Genomic DNA, 20,494 nt, shown 5'->3' with positions numbered 1-20,494 from the left:
AAATCCTAAGGCTGGGGCGTAGACTTCCCGGTGCTCGCCATCTGCGCGGCCCAGCCACTCACCGCTGTGACAAAACGTTCACTTGCCCCGGCCATGGCCACGGCACCACCCTGCGCACTCGCACCGGGAAGTATCTCGGTGAAACGAAAACTGTGCTGGGCAACCACCCGATAATCTGTAGCATTCACCAGCGTCGCGGTACCGGCGACCAGTGCCTTGCCCGCCTCCGGCCCACTGAAATTCACCACGAAATCCGTCAGTCGGACCTGCAATAGCCAAGTCGCGGTACCGCTGGACTGCCCCGCCAAAACAGCCCGCCACTGGCCGGAGTGCGCCAATTGACGCTGCAAGCGGCTGGCAATCATCTGCGGCGGGGTGCCAACCCAGCGGGCGTCCCGGTAAGCCAGCAGGCGCTGTGGCTCCTGATAGAGCAAATGATACTGGTAGGCGTCCGTTTTCAGCCAATGCGCGGCGCTGACGCGAGCCAAGCGCAGCACGGGCAGCGCCGTCGTGGTGCCTTTGGTGCTGGCCAGCGGGACGGGATGCGATGGCGTAATATCGTAGGGTGCCTGCCAGGGGGCGCTGCTGGCACAACCAGCGGCAAGCAGAACCATGCCTGCCAGCATCATGCGCTTCCCCGCGGGTGAATATTTAGAAAGAGGGTGTCGCATGCGCTCAGTTACCTCCCGTGGAAAAACCCGGCTCACCCGGTCCCGGCGGCGGGCCACGATCGCCATAGAGCAACGATTGCGGGGAGCGCTGCAGCGAATGGCTGAGAGCTGCCAACGCCGCGCTGCTGGCCATCAGGCTTTGGGTGAGGTGATTCACCCGCGGCAAGGTGTCGTAATTGAGGGTGTTCGCCGCCCGCTCTCCAGCAACACTGAGTCCACGCAGTGACTTGGCGGCCTCCGCCGTATCCGCCAGCGGCGCTTGCGCCGCCACGGTCAGCGCATCGAGATGGGCAATGAGCAGATGGCTCGCCACCATGGTGGACCGGGTGGCAGCGACCATGGCAGGCAGGGCCTTAATGGTCGGCAATAATGCCGTCTCCATTTGCACCAGCTGGTCTGTGGCCTGGTCCATGTGGGTAAGCGTCTGCGCAAAACGTGTGCGATTCTCGTCCGTTAAAAGTGCATTCAGGCGATTAGCCAGCTCGTTGCTGCGATTCACCAGCGATTCGCCATTCCGGGACAGCACTTCAAAAAAGCTGGGATGCATAGGGATTTCGGCCAGTCGACCGGGCACCCTCGGCAAAGGTGCGAAGTCGGTGCCGTGATCGCTCAGGGACAAATAACTTAGGCCGGTCACCCCTTGCGGCGCCAGTTCGGCGAAGGTCGCGCGGGTAATGGGCGTCGCCTTATCCACCTTGATCCGCACCCTGATCATGCGCGGATTCGTCGGATCCAGGCCAATCGCGGTCACATCTCCCACCCGCACACCTTTGAAGCGTACCGGCGCCTGAAGGGTGAGGCCCCCTACGCTGTAGGGGGAGATCACGTCGAAGGCGACACCCGGCCGCGCAGCACGATGCATCCACAACCCAACTACCGCCACTCCGACACCCAGTACGGCCAAAAAAATGAGTGCTACCAGCGCGTGCGCACGGCTCTCCAAGAGGAACTCCTTTGCAATATCAGTGGCTATTGGAGCACAGGACGGACGCCAAGCCAATCACCATCTTACGGGTGCGCGATGTGCGCGTGGATTGACTTGCCACCGGACCCATGCCTAAATGGTGGAAAACTACTGGAACCCTGATTCTCTATGGACTTTGACGCCCTCCGCCGTACCATGATTGACACCCAGATCCGCACCTGGGATGTGCTCGACCCTCGTGTGCTGGCCACTGTTGCACAAGTAAAGCGTGAATTTTTCGTGCCGCTCCCTTATCAGCATTTGGCTTTTGCTGATTTTACTTTACCGCTGGGGCACAGCGAGATCATGTGGACGCCGAAGATGGAGGCGCGGGTCTTGCAAGAGCTGGATCTGCATGAACAGGATCGGGTGCTGGAGATCGGCACTGGAAGCGGCTACCTGACGGCACTGATGGCACAACTCGCGGGGATGGTACACAGTGTCGAAGATCGCGCCGAACTCTCCCGAACCGCGGAAGGCCGTTTGCGGGTGCAGGGCGTGCATAATGCCCACCTGCACGTTGGCGACGGCTCCACTGGCTGGGCGGATAACGCGCCCTATGATGCCATCTGTATCACCGGATCCTTGCCGGTGCTGCCGGAGGTCTTCAAAGAGCAACTGTCCGTTGGCGGACGATTAATAGCTATCCTCGGCACCGGCCCTGCCATGCGGGTGCGGCGGATTTTCCACTCCCAGCCAGGCATCTTCGAATACTCGGAACTCTTCGAGACAGAAATTCCGCCCTTGCGTCACAAGCCGTTGCCAGCCCGCTTCATATTCTGAGCAATCATGCGTATTCAGGCCGGGCAAAGCATCATCCTCGCCATTGATCTGCAGGATCGCCTGCTCGGCACCCTCCCCCCCGCACGACGGACGCCACTGCAAGGCAGAGGGCTGGCAACCGGTGGTGGTGGCCGCCGCTTGGCATTAGGAGTGCTGCCTTGAGTTTTGTCCCACTGAGTTACCAGATCAGCGTCGCGCCGCAAGCGCATCTTTTTCAGGTGTCTCTGAATATTTCCGAACCGGACCCGGAGGGACAGATTCTCGCCCTGCCCACGTGGGTGCCCGGCAGCTATACTATCCGCGACCTCGCCCGCCATGTGACACAAATTCACGCAGAACGTAATGGGCAGGATATCGCCCTGCACAAAATCGGTAAGGACCGCTGGCGTCTCGCGGCGGGCCATGGTCCGGTCGTCGTCCGTTACGCCGTGTACGCTTACGACCGCTCGGTACGCACAGCATATCTGGATGATCAGGGGGGCTTTTTCAACGGCCCGGCCATCTACTTGCGGGTCCTGGGACAGGAAGATCAAGCGCACGCAGTCCTCCTGGAAGGTCCGGAAGACTGGCAGGTGGCCACCGCCCTCCCCCGGCAAAGCGGTGCGACCTGGAGCTGGGGCAGCTTTATTGCCGCTGAGTATCGCGCCCTCATTGATCATCCGCTGCTCATGGGCACGCTCACGCTGCTGGACTTTTCGGCAGGAGAGCGGCCCCATCACCTGCTCATTCAAGGCATCCATCAGGCAGACTTGCAGCGGTTGGGTTCAGATCTGGCACGCATTTGTGACTGGCAACAGCGTTTCTGGGGCGATGCCGCCTTTGCCGAGTACCACTTTCTGTGCATGACCAGCGCTGATGGCTATGGGGGATTGGAGCATCGCGCTTCCAGCGCCCTCCTCTGCGCCCGGGATGACCTGAGTGGCCGCAACGAAGACCATTATCAGCGTTTCCTGAGTCTGGTCAGTCACGAGTATTTCCATGGCTGGCTGGTGCAGGCCATTCGTCCCTCTGTGCTCAGCGCCAGCGCCCTGGACCGGGAGGCGCTCACCCGCGATCTCTGGATCTTCGAGGGCATCACCTCCTACTATGATGATCTCTGCCTGCGCCGCGCCGGTCTGACCACGCCCGCGGAATACTTACGCGGAGTCGGGAAGGAACTGACCCGTCTGCTGCGCCGCCCCGGACGTTTCCTGCAAAGTCTGGCGGAGTCCAGTGAAGATGCCTGGATCAAGCTCTATCATCCCCATGCCAACAGCGCCAACTTTGAGGTCAGTTATTATAACAAAGGTGCCCTGCTGGCCCTCTGTCTGGACCTCAGCCTGCGTCTGGAAAGTGACGGCGGTCGGAGCCTCGACACCTTGCTCACCCGGTTGTGGCAAGATTACGGCCGCACCGGCAAACCACTGCCGGAAGGCCAATGCATCCATCTGATCGAGGCACTCGCCGGGCCGCCGCTCGCTGCGCGTTTGGAATCCTGGCTCACGGAGAAAACCGACTTACCGCTGCGCGCACTGTTGGCGGAAATGGGCATTGCGCTCCATCTGCGCGCGGCCTGTGGCCCGCAGGATGAAGGCGGACAGGCCTGCGAAAAAACCCCGCCGGTCTGGCTGGGTGCGCACTGGCGTCCGCACGCGCTGGGTGCTCAATTGCACCATGTACAGAGTGGCGGCCCTGCCGAACAGGCGGGGTTGTCGCCGGACGACATTCTCGTCGCCCTCGACGGCGTCCGGACCACAGCGGAACATATACCGACACAACTGGATGCGCTTTCCGCGGGTGCAGCGCTACGTATCCACTTTTTCCGTGATGACATCCTTATGGAAACTCAACTGACCCCGGCTCCGCCGCCACCGGATACGGCTTGGCTGGAATTGCTGGAGGATGCGGATGAAGTCGTCCTTGCCCGCCGCCGTGCATGGCTGGAAGCATAGTCCCCAGTCGTAACAGCCGCACATGCCTGCATCGCTCTGGTAAGCCGTGCCGCTGGGGCACCCGTCCTGCCGCAAGCGGGCCAGGGCCAGGCGCAAAGCCCGTCTTCCGGCGGCACCCATGACATCTCCTGCAAAAAGTATCTGTGCCATCATGAGTCAATCCTGTAACAGGCCTTTTCTGTGCAGACAATGCCCAGGGGGATATCCCAAGGCTCTCTGGGCACATGAGGCACCTCCTGAAAAGCATGACCTACCCCAATCAGCCGCGGTCGCCGCCAACTGCGGCGGTGGGGCAAATGCACCAGACTGTGATCATAAAAGCCCCCGCCCATCCCCAGCCGATAACCTTCGGCGTCGAAAGCCACCAGCGGCAGGATCAATAAATCCAGCTCACGCACAGAACGGTACTGGCGGGGAGATACCTGCGGCTCGGGAATGCGAAAGCGATTATGGCGCAGGACGGCATTAGGGTGAAAGGGTGCAAAGCGCAGGCTGCGCGCAAAACGACCGGCGAGCACAGGCAGATAAAAATGCTTATTGGCCGCAATGGGATACTGCATGATCGGCAAGGGACTGATTTCACCCTGCATGGGCCAGTAGAGGCCGATATGACGAGCCCGCTGAAAGTGGTTGAGGCGCACCAGTTGGTCGGACAAGGCCACGGCTGCGGAATATAACGCCTCGGCGGAAAGACCACGTCGCTGCTGACGCATGCGTCGGCGTAACGAGCTTTTCGCGGGTATATCATCCAGCCCTGAAAACAAAAGAACCCCCCGCCTGGGTCGTGCAGCCCGCTACCCCCAGAACCTGATGTACAGGTGGGAATCCACACATCGCTTCAGGCTACTCCACAAGGGAGCTGCACACCACGATGATGACTGAGGACTCCCTGGATAGACAATGTTGGTTCAGGAATCATCTCGGCTACTCGCGCCCCGCAGGGAGCAAGACCCAAGCTACTCCGCCCCCTTACCCATGTCAACCAACCGGCGCAAGCGGGCCGCCACTGCATTGAGCTGATCATCGCGCGCCTGCAATTCCTGGCGCGCGCGCTGCAGATCTGCGGCCAGATTAATCGCCACCATCAACGCCGCGCGCTCTTTACCCATCGTGCGGCCCCCGGCCCGGGTGGCTTCGAGCTGCTGATTCAGCAACGCGACCGCCTCCATCAGAAGTACCTGCTCCTCGGGCTGACAGGGCACCTGATAACTTTGCCCCAGCAAAGTGATATTGACGTGATGGGTGATGGGACTGCGGATTATTTCTGGCACGGTCATCTCCATCGGTATGGTTTTATACTTCGTTTTCCCACTGGCTCACCTGCGCGAGGAGTTCACTCAAGCGCAGGCATACGATTTCCTGACGCTCCCGCAACAGGACATTTTCGGCATTGAGCATCTGGATTTGTTTTTGCAGGCTCTGCAGGGAACGCTTATCACGCCCATTTCCTTCCAGATGACGGCGCAATCCACGATAATCCGTTATAATGCTTTCCAGCTCTGCGAACAGAGATTCAAAACGGGACTCCAACACAGCGCCACCCCATTTCACCAAAGATTTTGCTTCCGAGTGTACGAAGCGCCCCAGCCATTTGCAAACTGAACCAGGTCGTTCCCGATTATGCCTCTTTCTAACCCTGACCAACGTAATCGCAACTTCCGCTTCCGGCTTGGCGTCGCGACAGTACTGATGCTGTTGGCGATTCTCGCTGTGGTATTACGTATTATGGACCTTGAGATACTGCATTATTCCAAATTCCGCACACTGGCTTACGATAATCACGTAGCTCTCGTCCCCGTTGCCCCGCCCCGCGGCCTGGTGCTTGCCGAACATGGTAAGGTGCTGGCGGAAAACCAGCCTACCTATGCCCTGGAAATCACCCCCGACCAGGTGCCCCATTTGCAGAGGACCTTGCAGCGCCTGCAGCAGATGCTCGACCTGAGTGCGGACGATATGCGCCGCTTCCAGGACCTGCGCCAGGGGAAGCCGGGTTTCGATCCAGTAGTCCTCAAGGCCAACCTGACCTCGACGCAGATCGCCACTGTAGCCGTGCGCGCACTGGATCTACCCGGCGTGCGGGTGGTCGCCTTGCTGCATCGCTATTACCCCTATGATGCACTTTTCTCTCACGTCGTCGGCTATGTCGGCCCTGTTACCGCCGCCGACCTGAAGAACTTTCACGCCCGCAATTATGTCGGACGCAACTATATCGGCAAGAGCGGCCTGGAGCGCTATTATGAACGCCAGATCCGCGGCACCATGGGCTATAGGATCAAGGATATCGACGCGCGCGGACTACAGGTGGGCACACTGCGCGAGGTGCCGGCGCAGCCCGGAGATAATTTGCTCACCCATCTGCGCCTGCGCGTGCAACAGGCGGGGGCTGAGGCCTTACAAAAAGACAAGGGCTATCGCGGCGCCGTCGTCGCTTTGGACCCTGACAACGGCGCCGTACTGGCCATGGTCACCAGCCCCAGCTTCAATGCCAACTGGTTCGTGGACGGCATCAGCAAGGCCCACTGGCAGAGCCTTCTGGACAACCCGGAACGACCGCTGATGAACCGTGCGGACAATGGTCTCTACCCGCCGGGGTCCTGCGCCAAACCTTTCTATTCCATAGAGGCGATCCAGGAAGGCATCATCACTCCCGATTTCCATACCTTCTGTGCGGGCAATTATCAGCTCGGCGGGCACACCTATTGGGACTGGAATCGGGCAGGATTCGGCAACACCGGCCTGACCAAGGCGTTGGCCTGGTCGGTAGATGTCTTTTACTACAAGCTCGCGGTGAAAATGGGCATCGCCATGCAGGACAAGACCCTGTGGCGATTCGGCTTCGGCAAAACTCCTCCCATTGACCTGCCGGGCGGCGCCAATGGCCTGGTGCCGACCCCCGCCTGGAAACGTAAGCATCTGCATGCGCACTGGTACACGGGAGACTCCGTCATTCTCGGAATTGGTCAGGGTTATTTGCTGGAAACGCCATTACAATTAGCCCGTGCGGTCGCCGCCCTCGCCAACGGCGGCTATCTGGTTCAGCCCCAGGTCGCCAAAGCGCTCATCAACCAGAGCACCGGCCAGACAAAAGCCATTCCTCATGCGCAACCTGTTAATCTGCATATTTCGGCAACGGCCATGCATGCCGTCCATAAGGGTATGGAGGCCTGTGTCACCATCGGCACCTGCCATACCATCAGCATTCCCGGCATTACCATTGCCGGGAAAACAGGCACGGCACAAGTACCGGTGGGCTATAAAAATGGCCACACTATTTATAACAACGACTCCCTTTTTATCGGCTGGGCACCAGTACATCACCCCAAAATCGCCGTCGCCGTGGTAGTGGAATATGGCGGGCACAATGCCTGGCAAGCCCTGCCGGTGGCTCGCGCGGTGATCAAAGCCTATTTGCAGCCCGATGAAAAAACACCAGAAAAGGTTGCCGAAAAACCCGCAGCGCATTATGATGCGCCCCTTGCTATTGGGGAGAAAGGTTCTGTCAACCCTCGCCCCGCTCATCCCATGACACCATAAGGAGTCCAAAAAAATGACAGATTTTGCGATTGCGGCCGAGCCGCGTGAAGAAAACGGCCGCCGGGCCAGCCGCCGCCTGCGCCGTACCGGTATGGTGCCCGCCGTGCTGTATGGAGACGGCAAGCCAGCGCTGGGAATCAGCGTTGAAGCCCGCCTGCTCCGCAAACTGCTGCCCGATGAGCGCGCTTATACCAGCGTCATCACGCTGGAATTCCCCAAAGGGAAAGAAACCGCGCTGATCCGCGACATTCAGATGCATCCCTACAAGGAAGAGGTCCTGCATATGGATTTTTTGCGGGTTCATGCCGGTGAGCGGGTGCATTTGCACGTACCTATCCACTTCCTGAACGAGACGACCTGTGCTGGTATCAAGGCCGGCGGTGTACTGCACCGTGCTCTGGTGGAAGTGGAAGTGGAAGCCCCGGTGGGCCACCTGCCTGAGGCCATTGAAATCGACATTGGCAAGCTGCTGGTGGGGGAAAGTCTGCACCTGTCCCAGATCACGGTGCCCGAAGGTGTCGTCCTCCTGCCCCTGCAGCATGAGGATGACAAGGAAATCGTCTCCATCCACAATCCGCGTACCGGTGCCGAGGCGGAAGAAGCCCCGGAGACCACCGCCTGAGGCCTTATGGATTGGTTGTTGGCGGGCCTGGGCAACCCCGGTGCGGAATATGCCCGAACCCGCCATAATGCCGGCTTTTGGACGCTCCAGACCTTTGCAGACCGGGTCGGGGCGTCTTTACGTATGGAGCGGCGCTGGCATTGTCTGGCCGCTACGGCACGCGCTTTCGGACTGGAACTGGGGCTGTGTATGCCGCAAGATTTCATGAACCGCAGCGGTGACCCGGTACAGGCTATGGCGGCCTTTTATAAAGTGCCCGCAGAACGGATTCTGGTGATTCATGATGAACTGGACCTCCCCCCAGGCAGCGCACGACTGAAACGCGGTGGTGGTCATGGCGGGCACAACGGCCTACGCGATCTCGACCGTGCCCTGGGCACCCGCGATTACTGGCGGCTGCGCATCGGTATCGGCCATCCAGGGCACAAAGATGCGGTCATCGGTTATGTGCTTGGCGCTCCGACGGCAGCGGACAAGACCCTGATTGACGAGGCGATTGAATCCAGTCTCGGCGTACTTCCCGATTTTCTCAGCGGCCGCACGGATGCGGCACAAAAAACCCTGCATAGCGATTAGGAGCTTCTTATGGCTTTGGCCTGCGGTATCGTCGGCTTACCCAATGTCGGCAAATCCACCCTTTTCAACGCCATCACCAGGGCGGGTATCGCGGCGGAGAACTATCCCTTCTGCACGATCGAGCCGAACGTCGGCCTGGTTGCCGTACCCGATCCCCGTCTTGAGGCCCTCTCAGCGATCGTCAAACCGCAGAAGGTACAGCACGCCACCATGGAGTTCGTGGACATCGCCGGGCTGGTGGCCGGTGCAGCGCAGGGTGAGGGTCTGGGCAATCAGTTTCTCGCCCATATCCGCGAGACAGACGCCATTGCCTTGGTCACCCGCTGCTTTGAGGACCCCAACGTGGTCCATGTGAGTGGCCATGTGGATCCGGTGGCGGATCTGGAGGTGGTGCTGACGGAGCTGATTCTGGCCGATCTCAGCACCGTGGAGAAAGCCCAGGCGCGGGTGGCGCGGCAAGCCAAGGGCGGCAACAAAGACGCGCTGGCCGAAGTCGCCGCCATGACCCGCCTCCTGCCCCACCTCAATGAAGGCAAGCCAGCCGCCAGCCTGAACCTGAACAGCGAGGAGCGAGAGCATCTGCGCGGCCTCTGTCTGCTGACCATGAAACCCCTCATGGTTATTGCCAATGTCGCTGAGGACGAGTTGCAGGATGGCCCCTGGCGTGCACCCCTGGAAACGTGGGCGGCAGAACGGCATGCGAGTGTGGTGCCCGTCTGCGCCGCCATCGAAGCAGAGTTGGCAGAACTGGAACCGGAGGAGCAAAACGCTTTCTTGCAGGACTTGGGGCTGGAGGAGCCCGGCCTCAACCGCATCATCCGTGCGGCGTACCGTTTACTCGGCCTGCAGACCTACTTCACTGCCGGCGTCAAAGAGGTCCGTGCCTGGACTATCCCGGTGGGCGCCACCGCGCCACAGGCGGCGGGAGTTATCCACAGTGATTTTGAACGTGGCTTCATCCGCGCCCAGACCATCGCCTATGACGATTTCATTCAATACCAGGGCGAACACGGGGCCAAGGAAGCGGGCAAGATGCGGGCGGAAGGAAAGGAATATGTGGTGCAGGATGGAGATGTACTGAACTTCTTGTTCAACGTGTAGCGGAAAACCGTTCAAAATAGATTGCATGATGCGTGTTTTAACGTACACTTCTGTGCATGGAACAAGTTTGCAAAAAAATTCGGCAACTCCGCGAGGATAAGGGCTGGTCCGTGCGCGGGCTGGCGGCCCGTGCCGAAATTTCACCCAGCGCCCTCTCGCAGATCGAGACCGGGCAGAACTCCCCCTCCATCGCCACGCTGGAGAAAATCTGCGGGGCGCTGCAGATTCCTATCGTCGCGATTTTCGATGACGGAGAAACGGCGGGTTTACCATTGATCATGCGCGTCGGTGACCGCCGCAAGTTTTATAGCGCCGGTTCCCATGCTTCTCTGGAACCGTTGGCCCGCGGCCTACCGCAAAAAAAGATGCAACCCTTGCTGATGGTGCTCGAACCTGGTGGAGAGTGTGGTGAACACCCCTACGCCAGCGCCGACGGCGAAGAGTTCGCCATTGTCACCCGCGGGACGGCCACTTTTGAGCAAACCGGCATATCGACAGAGTTGAAAGAAGGCGACGCCATTTACTATGATCCGCGCCTACCCCACAACTGGCACAACCATGGTGACAGAGCGACTACTCTGCTGGTGGTGGTAGCCCAGTGATCTCCTACCTGCCCCTGGATCTGGCCACCGGGGCATTATTGCTCTGGCTGGGTCTGGGATTATCGGGCTTTCTGTTGGGCAGCTGGCCGACCCTCGCCTGCCGGCTGGTCTTCCCCCTAAGCAGCATGGTCGCCCTGCTCCTGACCACCGCCGGATTCACCGCGCTAACAGCCACCCCGGACAATCTGCAACTGCGCGGCCCCCTCCCCGCCCTGCCCTGGTCTTTCCAGATCGATCCCCTCTCGGGATTTTTCCTGATCCTGCTGGGACTGCTGGCCTGCGCGGCAGCGCTGTTTGCCACCGGTTATTTCCGCTCCTTACCGGGACCCGACTTGCGCCGTTTACTGCTCCAGTACCACAGTTTTCTGCTGGGAATGGGACTGGTTCTGCTGGCGGCCAACGCCTTCACTTTTCTGGTCGCTTGGGAAAGCATGGCGCTGGCCTCGTATTTTCTGGTAGTGACGGAACATGAAAAAACCGATAGCCAACGCGCCGGTTTCCTCTATCTGCTCATCGCCCACCTGGGCGCGCTGGCCATTTTGCTGGGCTTCGTCATCCTCGCCGGGGCGACCATAACCCAGGGCGGGCCATTCAGCGCCATGCTGCACGCCCCCCTCGCTCCGTTCTGGGCATCGGCCGCCTTTCTCCTCACCTTTTTCGGTTTCAGTGCCAAGGCGGGGCTGCTCCCTCTGCATATCTGGCTACCGGATGCCCATCCTGCCGCCCCGGCCCCGGTCTCCGCGCTGATGAGTGGGGCAATGCTGCAGATGGCCTTCTATGGCATGTTGCGGGTGGACTTTCTCTTCCTCGGCAAGCTGGCCATGTGGTGGGGTCCTTTTGTCTTGGTGGTGGGCCTAGCGACGGCGCTCTTCGGGGTGCTTTTCGCCGCCGTCCAAACCGACATGAAGCGCCTGCTGGCCTATTCCTCCATGGAAAATATGGGGCTGATCATGGTGGCTTTCGGCCTTGCCCTGATCTTCCGCGCACATGGGCTCAATGCCCTGGCGGCCCTGGCCCTGGCCGCCGCCCTGTATCACGCCCTGAATCATGCTTTCTTCAAGGGACTGCTTTTTCTCGGCAGTGGCAGCGTGTTGCACGGAGCCGGCAGCGTGGCCATGGATCACCTGGGCGGCCTGATCCGGCGGATGCCCCAGACCGCATTTTTTATGCTCCTGGGCACCCTCGCCATCGCCGGGTTGCCTCCGCTTAACGGCTTTGCCTCCGAATGGCTGCTCCTGCAAGCCTTTCTGCTATCCCCCGCCCTGCCGCAAAGCACCCTCAGTGCGGTCTTACCGTTGGCAGCCTCCGGCGTGGTGCTGGCGGTCGCTCTGGCGGCCTATGCCATGGTCAAGTTTTACGGCATCGCCTTTCTCGGCCAGGCACGCGGCACCCGGCATGTCCACGAGATCGGACGCTGGGAACGGTCGGCCATGGCCCTGCTCAGTGTCGCCTGCGTGTTCCTCGGACTCTTTCCGGGTGTCCTGTTGAATCTGCTGCATCCCGTGTTGCTGGAGATGCTCGGTCAGGGTTTCGCCGTCCAGCAAGGGCTATGGCTGACCCCGGTCTCCGCACAACGCGCCAGTTACAGTCCGGTGATTTTCTTCCTCGGCATGGCGACCGCCCTCGGTCTGAGTTTTCTCCTGATCTGGGGTTTCTTTGGCCGACCCTTGCGGCGCGTGTCGGCCTGGGCCTGTGGCTTTCCCGTTCGGACACCGGTCATGCAGGATAGTCCCATGGGCTTTGCGCAACCCCTTCTGCGCATCTTCGCCCCGCTGTATCAGACGGAGCGGGAGACAGACGATGTCGGCCACTGGCAGGTACGGATCGGCGAACCCGTGTACCGAATACTGTATAACCCGTTGAACCACATCACCTTCTGGATATCGACTCAGGTGTTGCGCTGGCAGCAGGGTCGCATTACCCTGTACCTGCTTTACAGTTTTCTGACCCTGCTGATCCTGCTGGCGCTCTGGCGATGACCGCCATACTGCTGGAACTGGCACAGGTGCTGCTGGCGGCATTTCTCGCGCCACTCTTTGCCGGGCTACTGCGGGCATTGCGGGCGATTCTGCAGAACCGGCGACCGGCTGGCTGCTGGCAGAACTACCGCGATCTCTATCGCCTGTTCCATAAAGAATCCCTGCAGGCGGAAGGAACGTCCTGGCTCTTCCGCTTTGCACCCTACGGGATTTTCGGAGCGTTCTGTCTGGCGGCCGGAATCATCCCCATTCTCGCCACCGGCCTGCCCCTGGCACCGGCTGCCGATGTCATCGCCCTGGTGGGTTTGTTCGCCCTGGCGCGGGTTTTTCAGGTGCTGGCGGCCATGGATACGGGGACGCCCTTCGCCACCCTGGGCGCCCATCGGGAAATGCTGATCGCGGGGCTTGCGGAACCCGCCCTGCTGGCCACACTCTTCACGGCGTCCCTGCTCTCCCAGTCCACCTCGCTGAGCGTGATCGTCGCCCATCTGGAGCGACTGCGCTTTGCTCTGCACCCCAGCATGGTTTTCGCCGCTGCCGCCTTTTTCATGGTGCTGCTGGCGGAAAACGCGCGGATTCCCGTGGACAATCCCGCCACCCATCTGGAGCTGACCATGATCCACGAAGCCATGCTCCTGGAATACTCGGGACGGCACCTGGCGCTGATGGAATGGGGCGCACAGATCAAGCTGGTGCTCTATGTGTCCATCGGCATCGCCCTGTTCCTGCCTTGGGGTATCGTGCCCGCCGCAGAAATTGCGGTACTGCCCCTGACCCTGCCGATCCTACTGCTGAAATTCGCGGCCGCCGCTCTTATCCTGGCGCTGGTCGAAACCCTGCTCGCCAAGCTGCGCCTCTTTCGGGCGCCGGAATTCATGGCAACCGCCTTTCTGCTCGGAGTCGTAGGGCTCCTGAGTTTCTTCATGCTGGGGGCATGACATGATGATCACCGCACAGGGACTCGCCTGGGGCATCCCCCTGCTGAGGCTCCTCGCCGCCCTCCTCCTGCTGCTGGCTTTCGCCATGCTGGCGCAACGGCGCTTACTCACTCTGATTCATCTTCTCGCCTGGCAAGGTGTAGTCCTGGCCGCCGGTACAGCGCTGGTGGCGCTGCTGACCGGACAAACGGAGTTATGGCTTTCCGCAGCCCTGAGTCTGGGCCTGAAGGCTATCCTGATCCCGGCGGCCCTGCATCGTCTATTGCGGCGTCTTCAGGTGCGTGGCGATGTCGAGGCGGTGCTCAACATCCCCCTGACCTTGCTCGCGGGCATCGCTCTGGTCATCTTCGCTTTCTCCCTCGCTGCACCCATTACCGCCCTGACCAGCGCGGTGACCCGCGGCATGGTCGGCATTGCCCTCGCCGCCGTGCTGCTCGCTTTCCTGATGATGATCACCCGGCACCAGGCCATTTCCCAGGTGGTGGGCTTCCTGGCTATCGATAACGGCCTCTTCTTCGCCGCCACCAGCGCCGCCCTGGGGATGCCGATGATCGTGGAACTAGGCGTAGCCCTGGACGCCCTGATCGGTTTCGTTATTCTCGGCGTGTTCTTCTTTCAGATGCGGGAGGAATGATGCCGATTCTACTGGTGCTGATATGCGCGGCGACAGGCATCCCCTTGCTCGCCCTCTGGGGTGACGGGCGCCGGGGTGCGGCCCTGTTTATCGGCATCAATACGCTAACCCTACTGGCTATACTGGCGCTGTCGGCGCGGGTGTTGCGCGACGGCGCATTTACCGCGGGCGGCGGACAATTCATGGTGGACGATCTCAGTATCCTGCTGATACTGGTGGATGGCGTGGTGGGATTCAGTACGGCATGGTTCTCCCGCAGCTATATGCGGCAGGAAATCGTCCACTGGTCGCTCTCCCGTCGGCGTGTCCGCCTCTATCACGCCATGTTCCAGACCTTCCTTGCGACAACGCTGCTGGCCTTGCTGACCAACAATATGGGCATCCTCTGGGTGGCCATGGAAGGCGCCACCCTGTCCACGGTCTTGCTGGTGAGCCTCTTCCGCACTGCGGAAGGCCTGGAGGCCGCCTGGAAATATTTTATCCTCTGCGGTGTCGGTCTGGCGATGGCGCTATTCGGTACGATCCTGCTGTATTTCGCCGCCCAGAAAGTGCTGGGGCACGGTGCGGACGCGTTGCTGTGGACGCATCTGGAAGCCGTGCGCCGTCAATTGCAACCGCAGGTCATGGCCATCGCCTTCATCTTTATGCTGGTGGGCTACGGGACCAAAATCGGCCTGAGCCCGCTCAACAACTGGCTGCCGGATGCCCACGCCAGCGGCCCCAGCTCGGTTTCGGCGGTACTTTCCGGACTATTGCTCAATGTGGCCCTCTACGCCGTGCTGCGCGCCAAAGTGCTGGTGGACGGTGCCCTCGGTCCGGACTTCGCCGGACGGCTGCTGATGAGCTTCGGTTTGCTCTCCCTGCTGGTGGCGACTTTTTCCATGTTGCGGCAGCGGGATGTGAAGCGGCTTTTCGCCTATTCCTCCATTGAACACATGGGATTGGCCACCTTCGCCTTCGGGATCGGCGCACCACTGGCGAGTTTTGCGGGTCTACTGCACATGATCAGCCATAGCCTGACCAAATCCTCCGTGTTTTTCTCGGTCGGACAAGCGGTACAGAGTATCGGCAGCCGGGAAATCCAGCGCATCCGCGGCCTGTTGGCATTCAGCCCCGTCCTGGGCTGGGCGCTCATGCTGACGGTACTCTTTATCCTCGGGATGCCACCCAGCGGCCTCTTCCTGAGTGAATTTCTCATTATCACCAGCACCTTGCAGGACCAGCCCTGGCTCACGCCTTTGCTCCTGCTGGGATTGGGCGTAGCCTTCGCCGGGATTTTCCCGCGCCTGCAGGGAATGCTCTTCGGGCCTGTTCCAGAAGGCATCGCCCGCCAGCCCGTCGCCGGCATCATCCCGGTCTTCATCCAACTGGCCCTCGTCATCGTGCTCGGGGTGTTCATCCCCTGGACACTGGTCCAGTGGATGCAGCATGCCGCCCTGCTCCTCCACGGATAAGGACGCCATCATGCCCAACCCTGCACTGCGCCTACTGACTGATTTCAAGCGGTGGCGTGCGCCGTTACCAGTGTGGTCCGGTCGCCTCGACAACGAGTATTGGCCGCTCGCCGCCCAGAACATCCGTGCGCAAGGCGGACGCCTGCTGGCGCTCTGGGGCGAGGACCGCCGCACCACGGAAGCAGCAGGCTATCTCGTCCATGCGGCGTTTCTGTCCGAAACCGGCATCATCCGCACGGAAATGATCGTGGACCCCGCCATTGCAGCCTATCCGAGTCTGGCCACCGTTTTCCCAGGCGCTCTGCGCATGGAACGTACCCTGTATGATCTGCTGGGCATCCGCGCGACGGGGACAAACGATAGCCGTCCTTGGCTGCGGCATGCAGCCTGGCCAGCCGATCAATTTCCCCTGCGCACCGATTTTTCTGGAGAAGGTCTGGATATCGCCGCAGATCGCGACTACACCTTCCTACCCGCGAGCAGCCCGGACATCCATGAGATTCCGGTCGGGCCTATACACGCCGGCATTATCGAGCCGGGGCATTTCCATTTTCAAGTCCTAGGGGAAGAAATCCTGCGCCTGGAGGAACGCTTCGGCTACACGCACAAGGGCGTCGAGCGCCTCTTCCAGGGCTTGGATGTGGCCGCGGGCGCACACCTGGCCGGACGGATCAGCGGCGATAGTACGGTGGCTTATGCCTGGAGTTATGCTCAGGCGGTTGAGCAGATTACCAACGCGCAGGTGCCAGAACGTGCCCAATGGCTGCGCGCCCTCTGCCTGGAACGGGAGCGACTGGCCAATCATCTCGGTGATCTCGGTGCCATCGGCAACGACGCCGGACTAGCCTTCGCCCTGACTCAGTTTCAGGCCCTCAAAGAGGACCTGCTGCGCGAGAATCAGCACTATTTCGGGCATCGCCATCTCATGGACCGAGTCTTGCCGGGTGGAGTGGGCGGCGATCTCACGGTGGCGGCCGCCGTAACCCTGCAGCGTACCGGACAGGCACTTAAAACCGCCGTCGGGCGTCTGCAGGAAATTCTTGCCGAGCACGGCGGCCTGCGCGACCGGGTGGTGCGACTCGGCATAATCTCCCCTAAACGGGCGGCGCAGCTGGGACTCATGGGGGTCGCCGGACGGGCCAGCGGCCAAGCCTGGGACCTGCGGGTGCAGTTCCCCAACAGCCCTTATGACCAGCTCCAGGTGCGGATGGCCACCGCCGCAGAAGGCGATGTCGCGGCGCGTATGACTGTACGTTTTCAGGAAGTTTTCGAGTCGCTGCGTCTACAGGAGGAAATCCTCCGTCGACTGCCTTGCGGAAACGTGTACCAGCCGCTGGATCTCCGGGATACATTGGGGGAAGGCATTGGTTGGGTGGAGGGCTGGCGGGGGGAGGTATTTTTCTGGCTGCGCATGGAACAGGGGCATATTTGCCGCTGTCATCCCCAGGACCCGTCGTGGACGCTCTGGCCGGCACTGGAAGAGGCCGTTCTGCGCGATATCGTCGCGGATTTTCCGCTCATCAATAAATCCTTCAATCTGAGTTACAGCGGCCATGATCTTTAAGCGCGACACCCGGGCGGCTCCCGGAAGGAGGCAGTAATGTACCGGATATTGCGCGCGGCCCTGCGGCTGGGAAGGGTGGGAAAGACACCACCGCGGACAAGGCGTGACCCGTCCTCCGCCAGCCCCACCGGTTTTCACCACAGTCTCAGTATCCGTCATGTGGATGCGGGCTCCTGCAATGGCTGCGAGTTGGAGCTCAATGCCCTGAACGGCCCCCATTATGGCTTGGAGCAGGCGGGCTTTCGCTTTACCGCCTCGCCCCGGCATGCCGACGTGCTCACCGTGAGCGGGCCGGTGACCCGCCATATGGTCGCCGCCTTACAAGACTGTCACAACGCCATGCCTGAACCCCGGAAGGTCATCGCCGTTGGCGACTGCGCCTGTTGCGGCGGCGTGTTCCAGGGCAGTTATGCGGTCATGAGCGGCGTCGCGAAGGTCTTGCCGGTGGATTTGCAGATACCAGGTTGCCCGCCCGATCCTGACGCCCTGCTGCGGGGACTTTTGCAGGTGTCAGGGGAACGGATAGAGAACTGATACGAGGTCTTGTCCTGACGCTCAAAGGTTCACCACAGCCCGGTAAAGCGCGGGCACCAGTAAATCATAATGCTTTACTTATTAATTTAATAAGATTTTTCTGCTTATGTCGGCAGTATTGTTAATGCTAAGATGGGGAGGCCTATTTTATTAAAAATATTCTGCTTGTAAATGTCCGTTAGCCGGATCAGTTGTGCAGTGGGCGACAAAATCAATTTTTCTTATCTTAATATGCACATAAAAGGAGTAATTGTGGATCAATCTAATCGTTATGCCGATCTTTCTCTGAAAGAAGACGATCTTATAACCAATGGCAAACACATTCTGGTAGCCTATAAAATGAAGCCAAAATCGGGCCGCGGCTATCTCGAAGCTGCCGCCCACTTTGCCGCGGAATCGTCCACCGGCACCAACGTCGAGGTATCGACCACCGACGACTTCACCAAGGGCGTGGACGCGCTGGTCTATCACATCGACGAAGCCACCGAGGATATGCGCATCGCCTATCCTCTGGATCTGTTCGACCGCAACGTCACCGATGGCCGCATGATGATCGTCTCCTTCCTGACTCTGGTCATCGGCAACAACCAGGGCATGGGCGACATCGAGCACGGCCAGATGATCGACTTTTTCATGCCACCGCGCGCTATCCAGTTGTTTGACGGCCCGGCCAAGGACATCTCCGATCTGTGGCGTATCCTGGGTCGCCCGGTCCAGAACGGCGGCTATATTGCCGGCACGATCATCAAGCCCAAGCTGGGTCTGCGCCCCGAACCGTTTGCCGCAGCGGCCTACCAGTTCTGGCTCGGTGGCGACTTTATCAAGAATGACGAACCCCAGGGCAACCAGGTCTTCGCCCCGGTGAAAAAGACCATCCCGCTGGTATATGACGCCATGAAACGCGCCATGGACGAAACCGGTGAGGCCAAGCTGTTCTCCATGAACATCACCGCCGATGACCACTACGAAATGTGCGCCCGCGCTGACTTCGCCCTGGAAACATTCGGTCCCGATGCCGACAAACTGGCCTTTCTGGTAGACGGCTTCGTGGGTGGCCCCGGCATGATCACCACGGCGCGCCGCCAGTACCCCGGACAGTACCTGCACTACCATCGCGCCGGGCACGGCATGATCACCTCGCCCAGCGCCAATCGCGGCTACACCGCCTTCGTGCTGGCTAAAATGGCCCGCCTGCAGGGTGCCTCCGGTATTCATGTGGGCACCATGGGCTACGGCAAGATGGAAGGCGGTGCTGACGATCGCAACATTGCCTACATGATCGAGCGCGACAGTTGTGACGGCCCCGTCTACCATCAGGAATGGTACGGCATGAAGCCCACCACGCCCATCATCTCCGGCGGCATGAATGCCCTGCGCCTGCCCGGTTTCTTCGAGAATCTCGGCCACGGCAACGTGATCAACACGGCAGGTGGCGGTTCCTACGGTCATATCGACAGCCCGGCGGCTGGTGCGGTCTCCCTGCGTCAGGCTTACGAATGCTGGAAAGCGGGAGCTGATCCCATTGCGTACGCCAGGGAACACAAGGAATTCGCACGGGCCTTCGAGTCCTTCCCTGGTGATGCCGACAAGCTCTACCCAGGCTGGCGCGAAAAGCTGGGTGTACACAAGTAGGCTCTCGACCGGTTCCGATAAAGCGGGTGAAAGCGCTCCCATCCGGGGGCGTTTTTATTGAAAGCGAAGTCCCGTAGCCCGTTTTAAAATCCACCTTTTCCCGTTTGGCGCCTCTGACGCCGAACCCAGAACGGAGCACCGCATGACTGCAACAGATTCCTCCATCCTCAATCAATATCGGGTAGGCAAGGAGCCCTTTTACCAACCTCAGCATGACGAAGTGGCCCTGTTTGAGGCCGCTTATCGCAAGCGCTTGCCGGTGATGGTCAAGGGACCGACCGGCTGCGGCAAATCCCGTTTTGTCGAATACATGGCCTGGCGGCTGGGCAAACCACTGATCACCGTGGCCTGCAATGAGGACATGACCGCCGCCGACCTGGTCGGCCGCTGGCTGCTGGACAAAGACGGTACCCGCTGGCAGGACGGCCCGCTGACGGTGGCCACGCGCTACGGCGCCATCTGCTATCTAGATGAGATTGTCGAAGCTCGTCAGGATACCACCGTGGTGATCCACCCGCTCACCGATCATCGGCGCGCCTTGCCACTGGATAAAAAAGGCGAGCTGATCAGCGCCCACGCTGATTTTCAGATAGTGGTTTCCTACAATCCCGGCTACCAGTCGCTGATGAAGGATCTCAAGCAATCTACCAAGCAACGCTTTACCGGCTTCGAGTTCAACTATCCCAACGCCGAACTGGAGACCGAGATTCTGGTGAAAGAAACCGGCGTGACAGCAACCATAGCCGCCCAACTGGTCACGCTGGCCGCTACCGCCCGCCGTCTCAAGGGTCATGGCCTTGATGAGGGCATTTCCACCCGGCTCCTGGTCTACGCAGCGCTACTGATTGACGATGGAGTAGCGCCTCGTTCGGCCTGCCGCATGACTTTGGTTCAGCCCATCACCGACGATGCCGACATTCGTGCGACACTGGAACACGCCATCGACATGACTTTCGCCTGAAATATCGCCGTACG

Annotated in this window: 21 protein-coding genes and 1 other RNA gene; 16 read left to right on the top strand and 6 right to left on the bottom strand. The window is 60.4% G+C overall.

Annotated elements, in window-relative coordinates; all coding sequences use genetic code 11:
* Positions 1–5 precede the first annotated feature (5 nt).
* A complete protein-coding gene (locus tag PJU76_RS04515) occupies positions 6–629 on the bottom strand; it encodes an ABC-type transport auxiliary lipoprotein family protein (RefSeq protein ID WP_271780664.1) in 624 nt (207 codons plus the stop codon).
* A 46-nt stretch (positions 630–675) separates the two neighbouring features.
* Positions 676–1,614 carry an MlaD family protein gene (locus PJU76_RS04510; protein ID WP_271780663.1) on the bottom strand — a complete coding sequence of 313 codons (939 nt, stop codon included), beginning with the start codon at positions 1,612–1,614 and terminating at the stop codon, positions 676–678.
* A gap of 150 nt (positions 1,615–1,764) precedes the next feature.
* Here PJU76_RS04510 and PJU76_RS04505 point away from each other — a divergent pair, with 150 nt between their 5' ends.
* The 3 genes from PJU76_RS04505 to PJU76_RS04495 are packed head-to-tail and all read left to right on the top strand — an operon-like array spanning position 1,765 to position 4,349.
* Complete coding sequence (locus PJU76_RS04505; protein ID WP_271780662.1) at positions 1,765–2,418, top strand: protein-L-isoaspartate O-methyltransferase family protein; 654 nt, start codon at positions 1,765–1,767, stop codon at positions 2,416–2,418.
* Positions 2,419–2,424: 6 nt separating this feature from the next.
* A complete protein-coding gene (locus PJU76_RS04500) occupies positions 2,425–2,580 on the top strand; it encodes a hypothetical protein (protein WP_271780661.1) in 156 nt (51 codons plus the stop codon).
* A complete protein-coding gene (locus PJU76_RS04495; RefSeq protein ID WP_271780660.1) occupies positions 2,577–4,349 on the top strand; it encodes a M61 family metallopeptidase in 1,773 nt (590 codons plus the stop codon). The genes PJU76_RS04500 and PJU76_RS04495 overlap by 4 nt, the downstream gene beginning before the upstream one ends.
* 149 nt (positions 4,350–4,498) lie before the next feature.
* Here PJU76_RS04495 and PJU76_RS04490 read toward each other — a convergent pair whose 3' ends face one another.
* The 4 genes from PJU76_RS04490 to PJU76_RS04475 form a co-directional block, all read right to left on the bottom strand.
* Positions 4,499–5,062 (bottom strand): 5-formyltetrahydrofolate cyclo-ligase, encoded by a 564-nt coding sequence (locus PJU76_RS04490; RefSeq protein WP_271780659.1) that lies wholly within the window; start codon positions 5,060–5,062, stop codon positions 4,499–4,501.
* Between the two features lie 53 nt (positions 5,063–5,115).
* A non-coding RNA gene (ssrS, locus tag PJU76_RS04485) (6S RNA) lies at positions 5,116–5,296 on the bottom strand.
* A gap of 9 nt (positions 5,297–5,305) precedes the next feature.
* Positions 5,306–5,626: a cell division protein ZapA gene (locus tag PJU76_RS04480; protein ID WP_226825084.1), complete on the bottom strand. Its 321-nt coding sequence runs from the start codon at positions 5,624–5,626 to the stop codon at positions 5,306–5,308.
* 16 nt (positions 5,627–5,642) lie between these two features.
* Positions 5,643–5,882: a hypothetical protein gene (locus PJU76_RS04475; RefSeq protein ID WP_271780658.1), complete on the bottom strand. Its 240-nt coding sequence runs from the start codon at positions 5,880–5,882 to the stop codon at positions 5,643–5,645.
* Positions 5,883–5,969: 87 nt separating this feature from the next.
* On the opposite strand from PJU76_RS04475, the gene mrdA reads away from it, so the two are divergent.
* The 13 genes from mrdA (at position 5,970) to PJU76_RS04410 (ending at position 20,480) form a co-directional block, all read left to right on the top strand.
* Complete coding sequence (mrdA, locus tag PJU76_RS04470) at positions 5,970–7,883, top strand: penicillin-binding protein 2 (RefSeq protein ID WP_271780657.1); 1,914 nt, start codon at positions 5,970–5,972, stop codon at positions 7,881–7,883.
* A 13-nt stretch (positions 7,884–7,896) separates the two neighbouring features.
* Positions 7,897–8,505 carry a 50S ribosomal protein L25/general stress protein Ctc gene (locus PJU76_RS04465; RefSeq protein ID WP_271780656.1) on the top strand — a complete coding sequence of 203 codons (609 nt, stop codon included), beginning with the start codon at positions 7,897–7,899 and terminating at the stop codon, positions 8,503–8,505.
* A 6-nt stretch (positions 8,506–8,511) separates the two neighbouring features.
* Positions 8,512–9,081, top strand: a complete 570-nt coding sequence (gene pth / locus PJU76_RS04460; RefSeq protein WP_271780655.1) for an aminoacyl-tRNA hydrolase — start codon at positions 8,512–8,514, stop codon at positions 9,079–9,081.
* A 9-nt stretch (positions 9,082–9,090) separates the two neighbouring features.
* Positions 9,091–10,182: a redox-regulated ATPase YchF gene (ychF, locus tag PJU76_RS04455; RefSeq protein ID WP_271780654.1), complete on the top strand. Its 1,092-nt coding sequence runs from the start codon at positions 9,091–9,093 to the stop codon at positions 10,180–10,182.
* 56 nt (positions 10,183–10,238) lie between these two features.
* Positions 10,239–10,784 carry a helix-turn-helix domain-containing protein gene (locus PJU76_RS04450; RefSeq protein ID WP_271780653.1) on the top strand — a complete coding sequence of 182 codons (546 nt, stop codon included), beginning with the start codon at positions 10,239–10,241 and terminating at the stop codon, positions 10,782–10,784.
* Positions 10,781–12,763: a hydrogenase 4 subunit B gene (gene hyfB / locus PJU76_RS04445; RefSeq protein ID WP_271780652.1), complete on the top strand. Its 1,983-nt coding sequence runs from the start codon at positions 10,781–10,783 to the stop codon at positions 12,761–12,763. Before PJU76_RS04450 ends, hyfB begins: the two co-directional genes overlap by 4 nt.
* Positions 12,760–13,701 carry a respiratory chain complex I subunit 1 family protein gene (locus tag PJU76_RS04440; RefSeq protein WP_271780651.1) on the top strand — a complete coding sequence of 314 codons (942 nt, stop codon included), beginning with the start codon at positions 12,760–12,762 and terminating at the stop codon, positions 13,699–13,701. Before hyfB ends, PJU76_RS04440 begins: the two co-directional genes overlap by 4 nt.
* Position 13,702: 1 nt before the next feature.
* The gene (locus PJU76_RS04435) at positions 13,703–14,335 is read left to right on the top strand and encodes a formate hydrogenlyase (RefSeq protein ID WP_271780650.1); all 633 of its coding nucleotides are present in this window, start codon (positions 13,703–13,705) and stop codon (positions 14,333–14,335) included.
* Positions 14,335–15,789: a hydrogenase 4 subunit F gene (locus PJU76_RS04430; RefSeq protein WP_271780649.1), complete on the top strand. Its 1,455-nt coding sequence runs from the start codon at positions 14,335–14,337 to the stop codon at positions 15,787–15,789. Before PJU76_RS04435 ends, PJU76_RS04430 begins: the two co-directional genes overlap by 1 nt.
* 10 nt (positions 15,790–15,799) lie before the next feature.
* A complete protein-coding gene (locus tag PJU76_RS04425) occupies positions 15,800–17,353 on the top strand; it encodes a hydrogenase large subunit (RefSeq protein ID WP_271780648.1) in 1,554 nt (517 codons plus the stop codon).
* A 36-nt stretch (positions 17,354–17,389) separates the two neighbouring features.
* Complete coding sequence (locus PJU76_RS04420) at positions 17,390–17,887, top strand: NADH-quinone oxidoreductase subunit B family protein (protein ID WP_271780647.1); 498 nt, start codon at positions 17,390–17,392, stop codon at positions 17,885–17,887.
* Between the two features lie 252 nt (positions 17,888–18,139).
* Complete coding sequence (locus tag PJU76_RS04415; protein ID WP_271780646.1) at positions 18,140–19,519, top strand: ribulose-bisphosphate carboxylase; 1,380 nt, start codon at positions 18,140–18,142, stop codon at positions 19,517–19,519.
* 142 nt (positions 19,520–19,661) lie between these two features.
* Positions 19,662–20,480 carry a CbbQ/NirQ/NorQ/GpvN family protein gene (locus tag PJU76_RS04410; protein WP_271780645.1) on the top strand — a complete coding sequence of 273 codons (819 nt, stop codon included), beginning with the start codon at positions 19,662–19,664 and terminating at the stop codon, positions 20,478–20,480.
* Positions 20,481–20,494 lie beyond the last annotated feature (14 nt).

Origin of the sequence: Acidithiobacillus ferriphilus (assembly GCF_028215975.1) — a bacterium.
Lineage (GTDB): Bacteria > Pseudomonadota > Gammaproteobacteria > Acidithiobacillales > Acidithiobacillaceae > Acidithiobacillus > Acidithiobacillus ferriphilus.
Note: the sequence above shows the minus strand (reverse complement) of the source record. Positions and strands in the feature narration are given on the sequence as shown.

Excerpts from the sequence above, each read along its gene's own strand:
- PJU76_RS04500 (WP_271780661.1), top strand. The coding sequence starts at position 2,425 with ATGCGTATTCAGGCCGGGCAAAGCATCATCCTCGCCATTGATCTGCAG.
- mrdA (WP_271780657.1), top strand. The coding sequence starts at position 5,970 with ATGCCTCTTTCTAACCCTGACCAACGTAATCGCAACTTCCGCTTCCGG.
- PJU76_RS04440 (WP_271780651.1), top strand. The coding sequence starts at position 12,760 with ATGACCGCCATACTGCTGGAACTGGCACAGGTGCTGCTGGCGGCATTT.
- PJU76_RS04435 (WP_271780650.1), top strand. The coding sequence starts at position 13,703 with ATGATGATCACCGCACAGGGACTCGCCTGGGGCATCCCCCTGCTGAGG.
- PJU76_RS04480 (WP_226825084.1), bottom strand. The coding sequence starts at position 5,626 with ATGACCGTGCCAGAAATAATCCGCAGTCCCATCACCCATCACGTCAAT.
- PJU76_RS04450 (WP_271780653.1), top strand. The coding sequence starts at position 10,239 with ATGGAACAAGTTTGCAAAAAAATTCGGCAACTCCGCGAGGATAAGGGC.
- PJU76_RS04425 (WP_271780648.1), top strand. The coding sequence starts at position 15,800 with ATGCCCAACCCTGCACTGCGCCTACTGACTGATTTCAAGCGGTGGCGT.
- PJU76_RS04420 (WP_271780647.1), top strand. The coding sequence starts at position 17,390 with ATGTACCGGATATTGCGCGCGGCCCTGCGGCTGGGAAGGGTGGGAAAG.
- PJU76_RS04465 (WP_271780656.1), top strand. The coding sequence starts at position 7,897 with ATGACAGATTTTGCGATTGCGGCCGAGCCGCGTGAAGAAAACGGCCGC.
- ychF (WP_271780654.1), top strand. The coding sequence starts at position 9,091 with ATGGCTTTGGCCTGCGGTATCGTCGGCTTACCCAATGTCGGCAAATCC.
- PJU76_RS04430 (WP_271780649.1), top strand. The coding sequence starts at position 14,335 with ATGCCGATTCTACTGGTGCTGATATGCGCGGCGACAGGCATCCCCTTG.
- PJU76_RS04515 (WP_271780664.1), bottom strand. The coding sequence starts at position 629 with ATGATGCTGGCAGGCATGGTTCTGCTTGCCGCTGGTTGTGCCAGCAGC.
- PJU76_RS04505 (WP_271780662.1), top strand. The coding sequence starts at position 1,765 with ATGGACTTTGACGCCCTCCGCCGTACCATGATTGACACCCAGATCCGC.
- PJU76_RS04490 (WP_271780659.1), bottom strand. The coding sequence starts at position 5,062 with ATGCGTCAGCAGCGACGTGGTCTTTCCGCCGAGGCGTTATATTCCGCA.
- PJU76_RS04410 (WP_271780645.1), top strand. The coding sequence starts at position 19,662 with ATGACTGCAACAGATTCCTCCATCCTCAATCAATATCGGGTAGGCAAG.
- pth (WP_271780655.1), top strand. The coding sequence starts at position 8,512 with ATGGATTGGTTGTTGGCGGGCCTGGGCAACCCCGGTGCGGAATATGCC.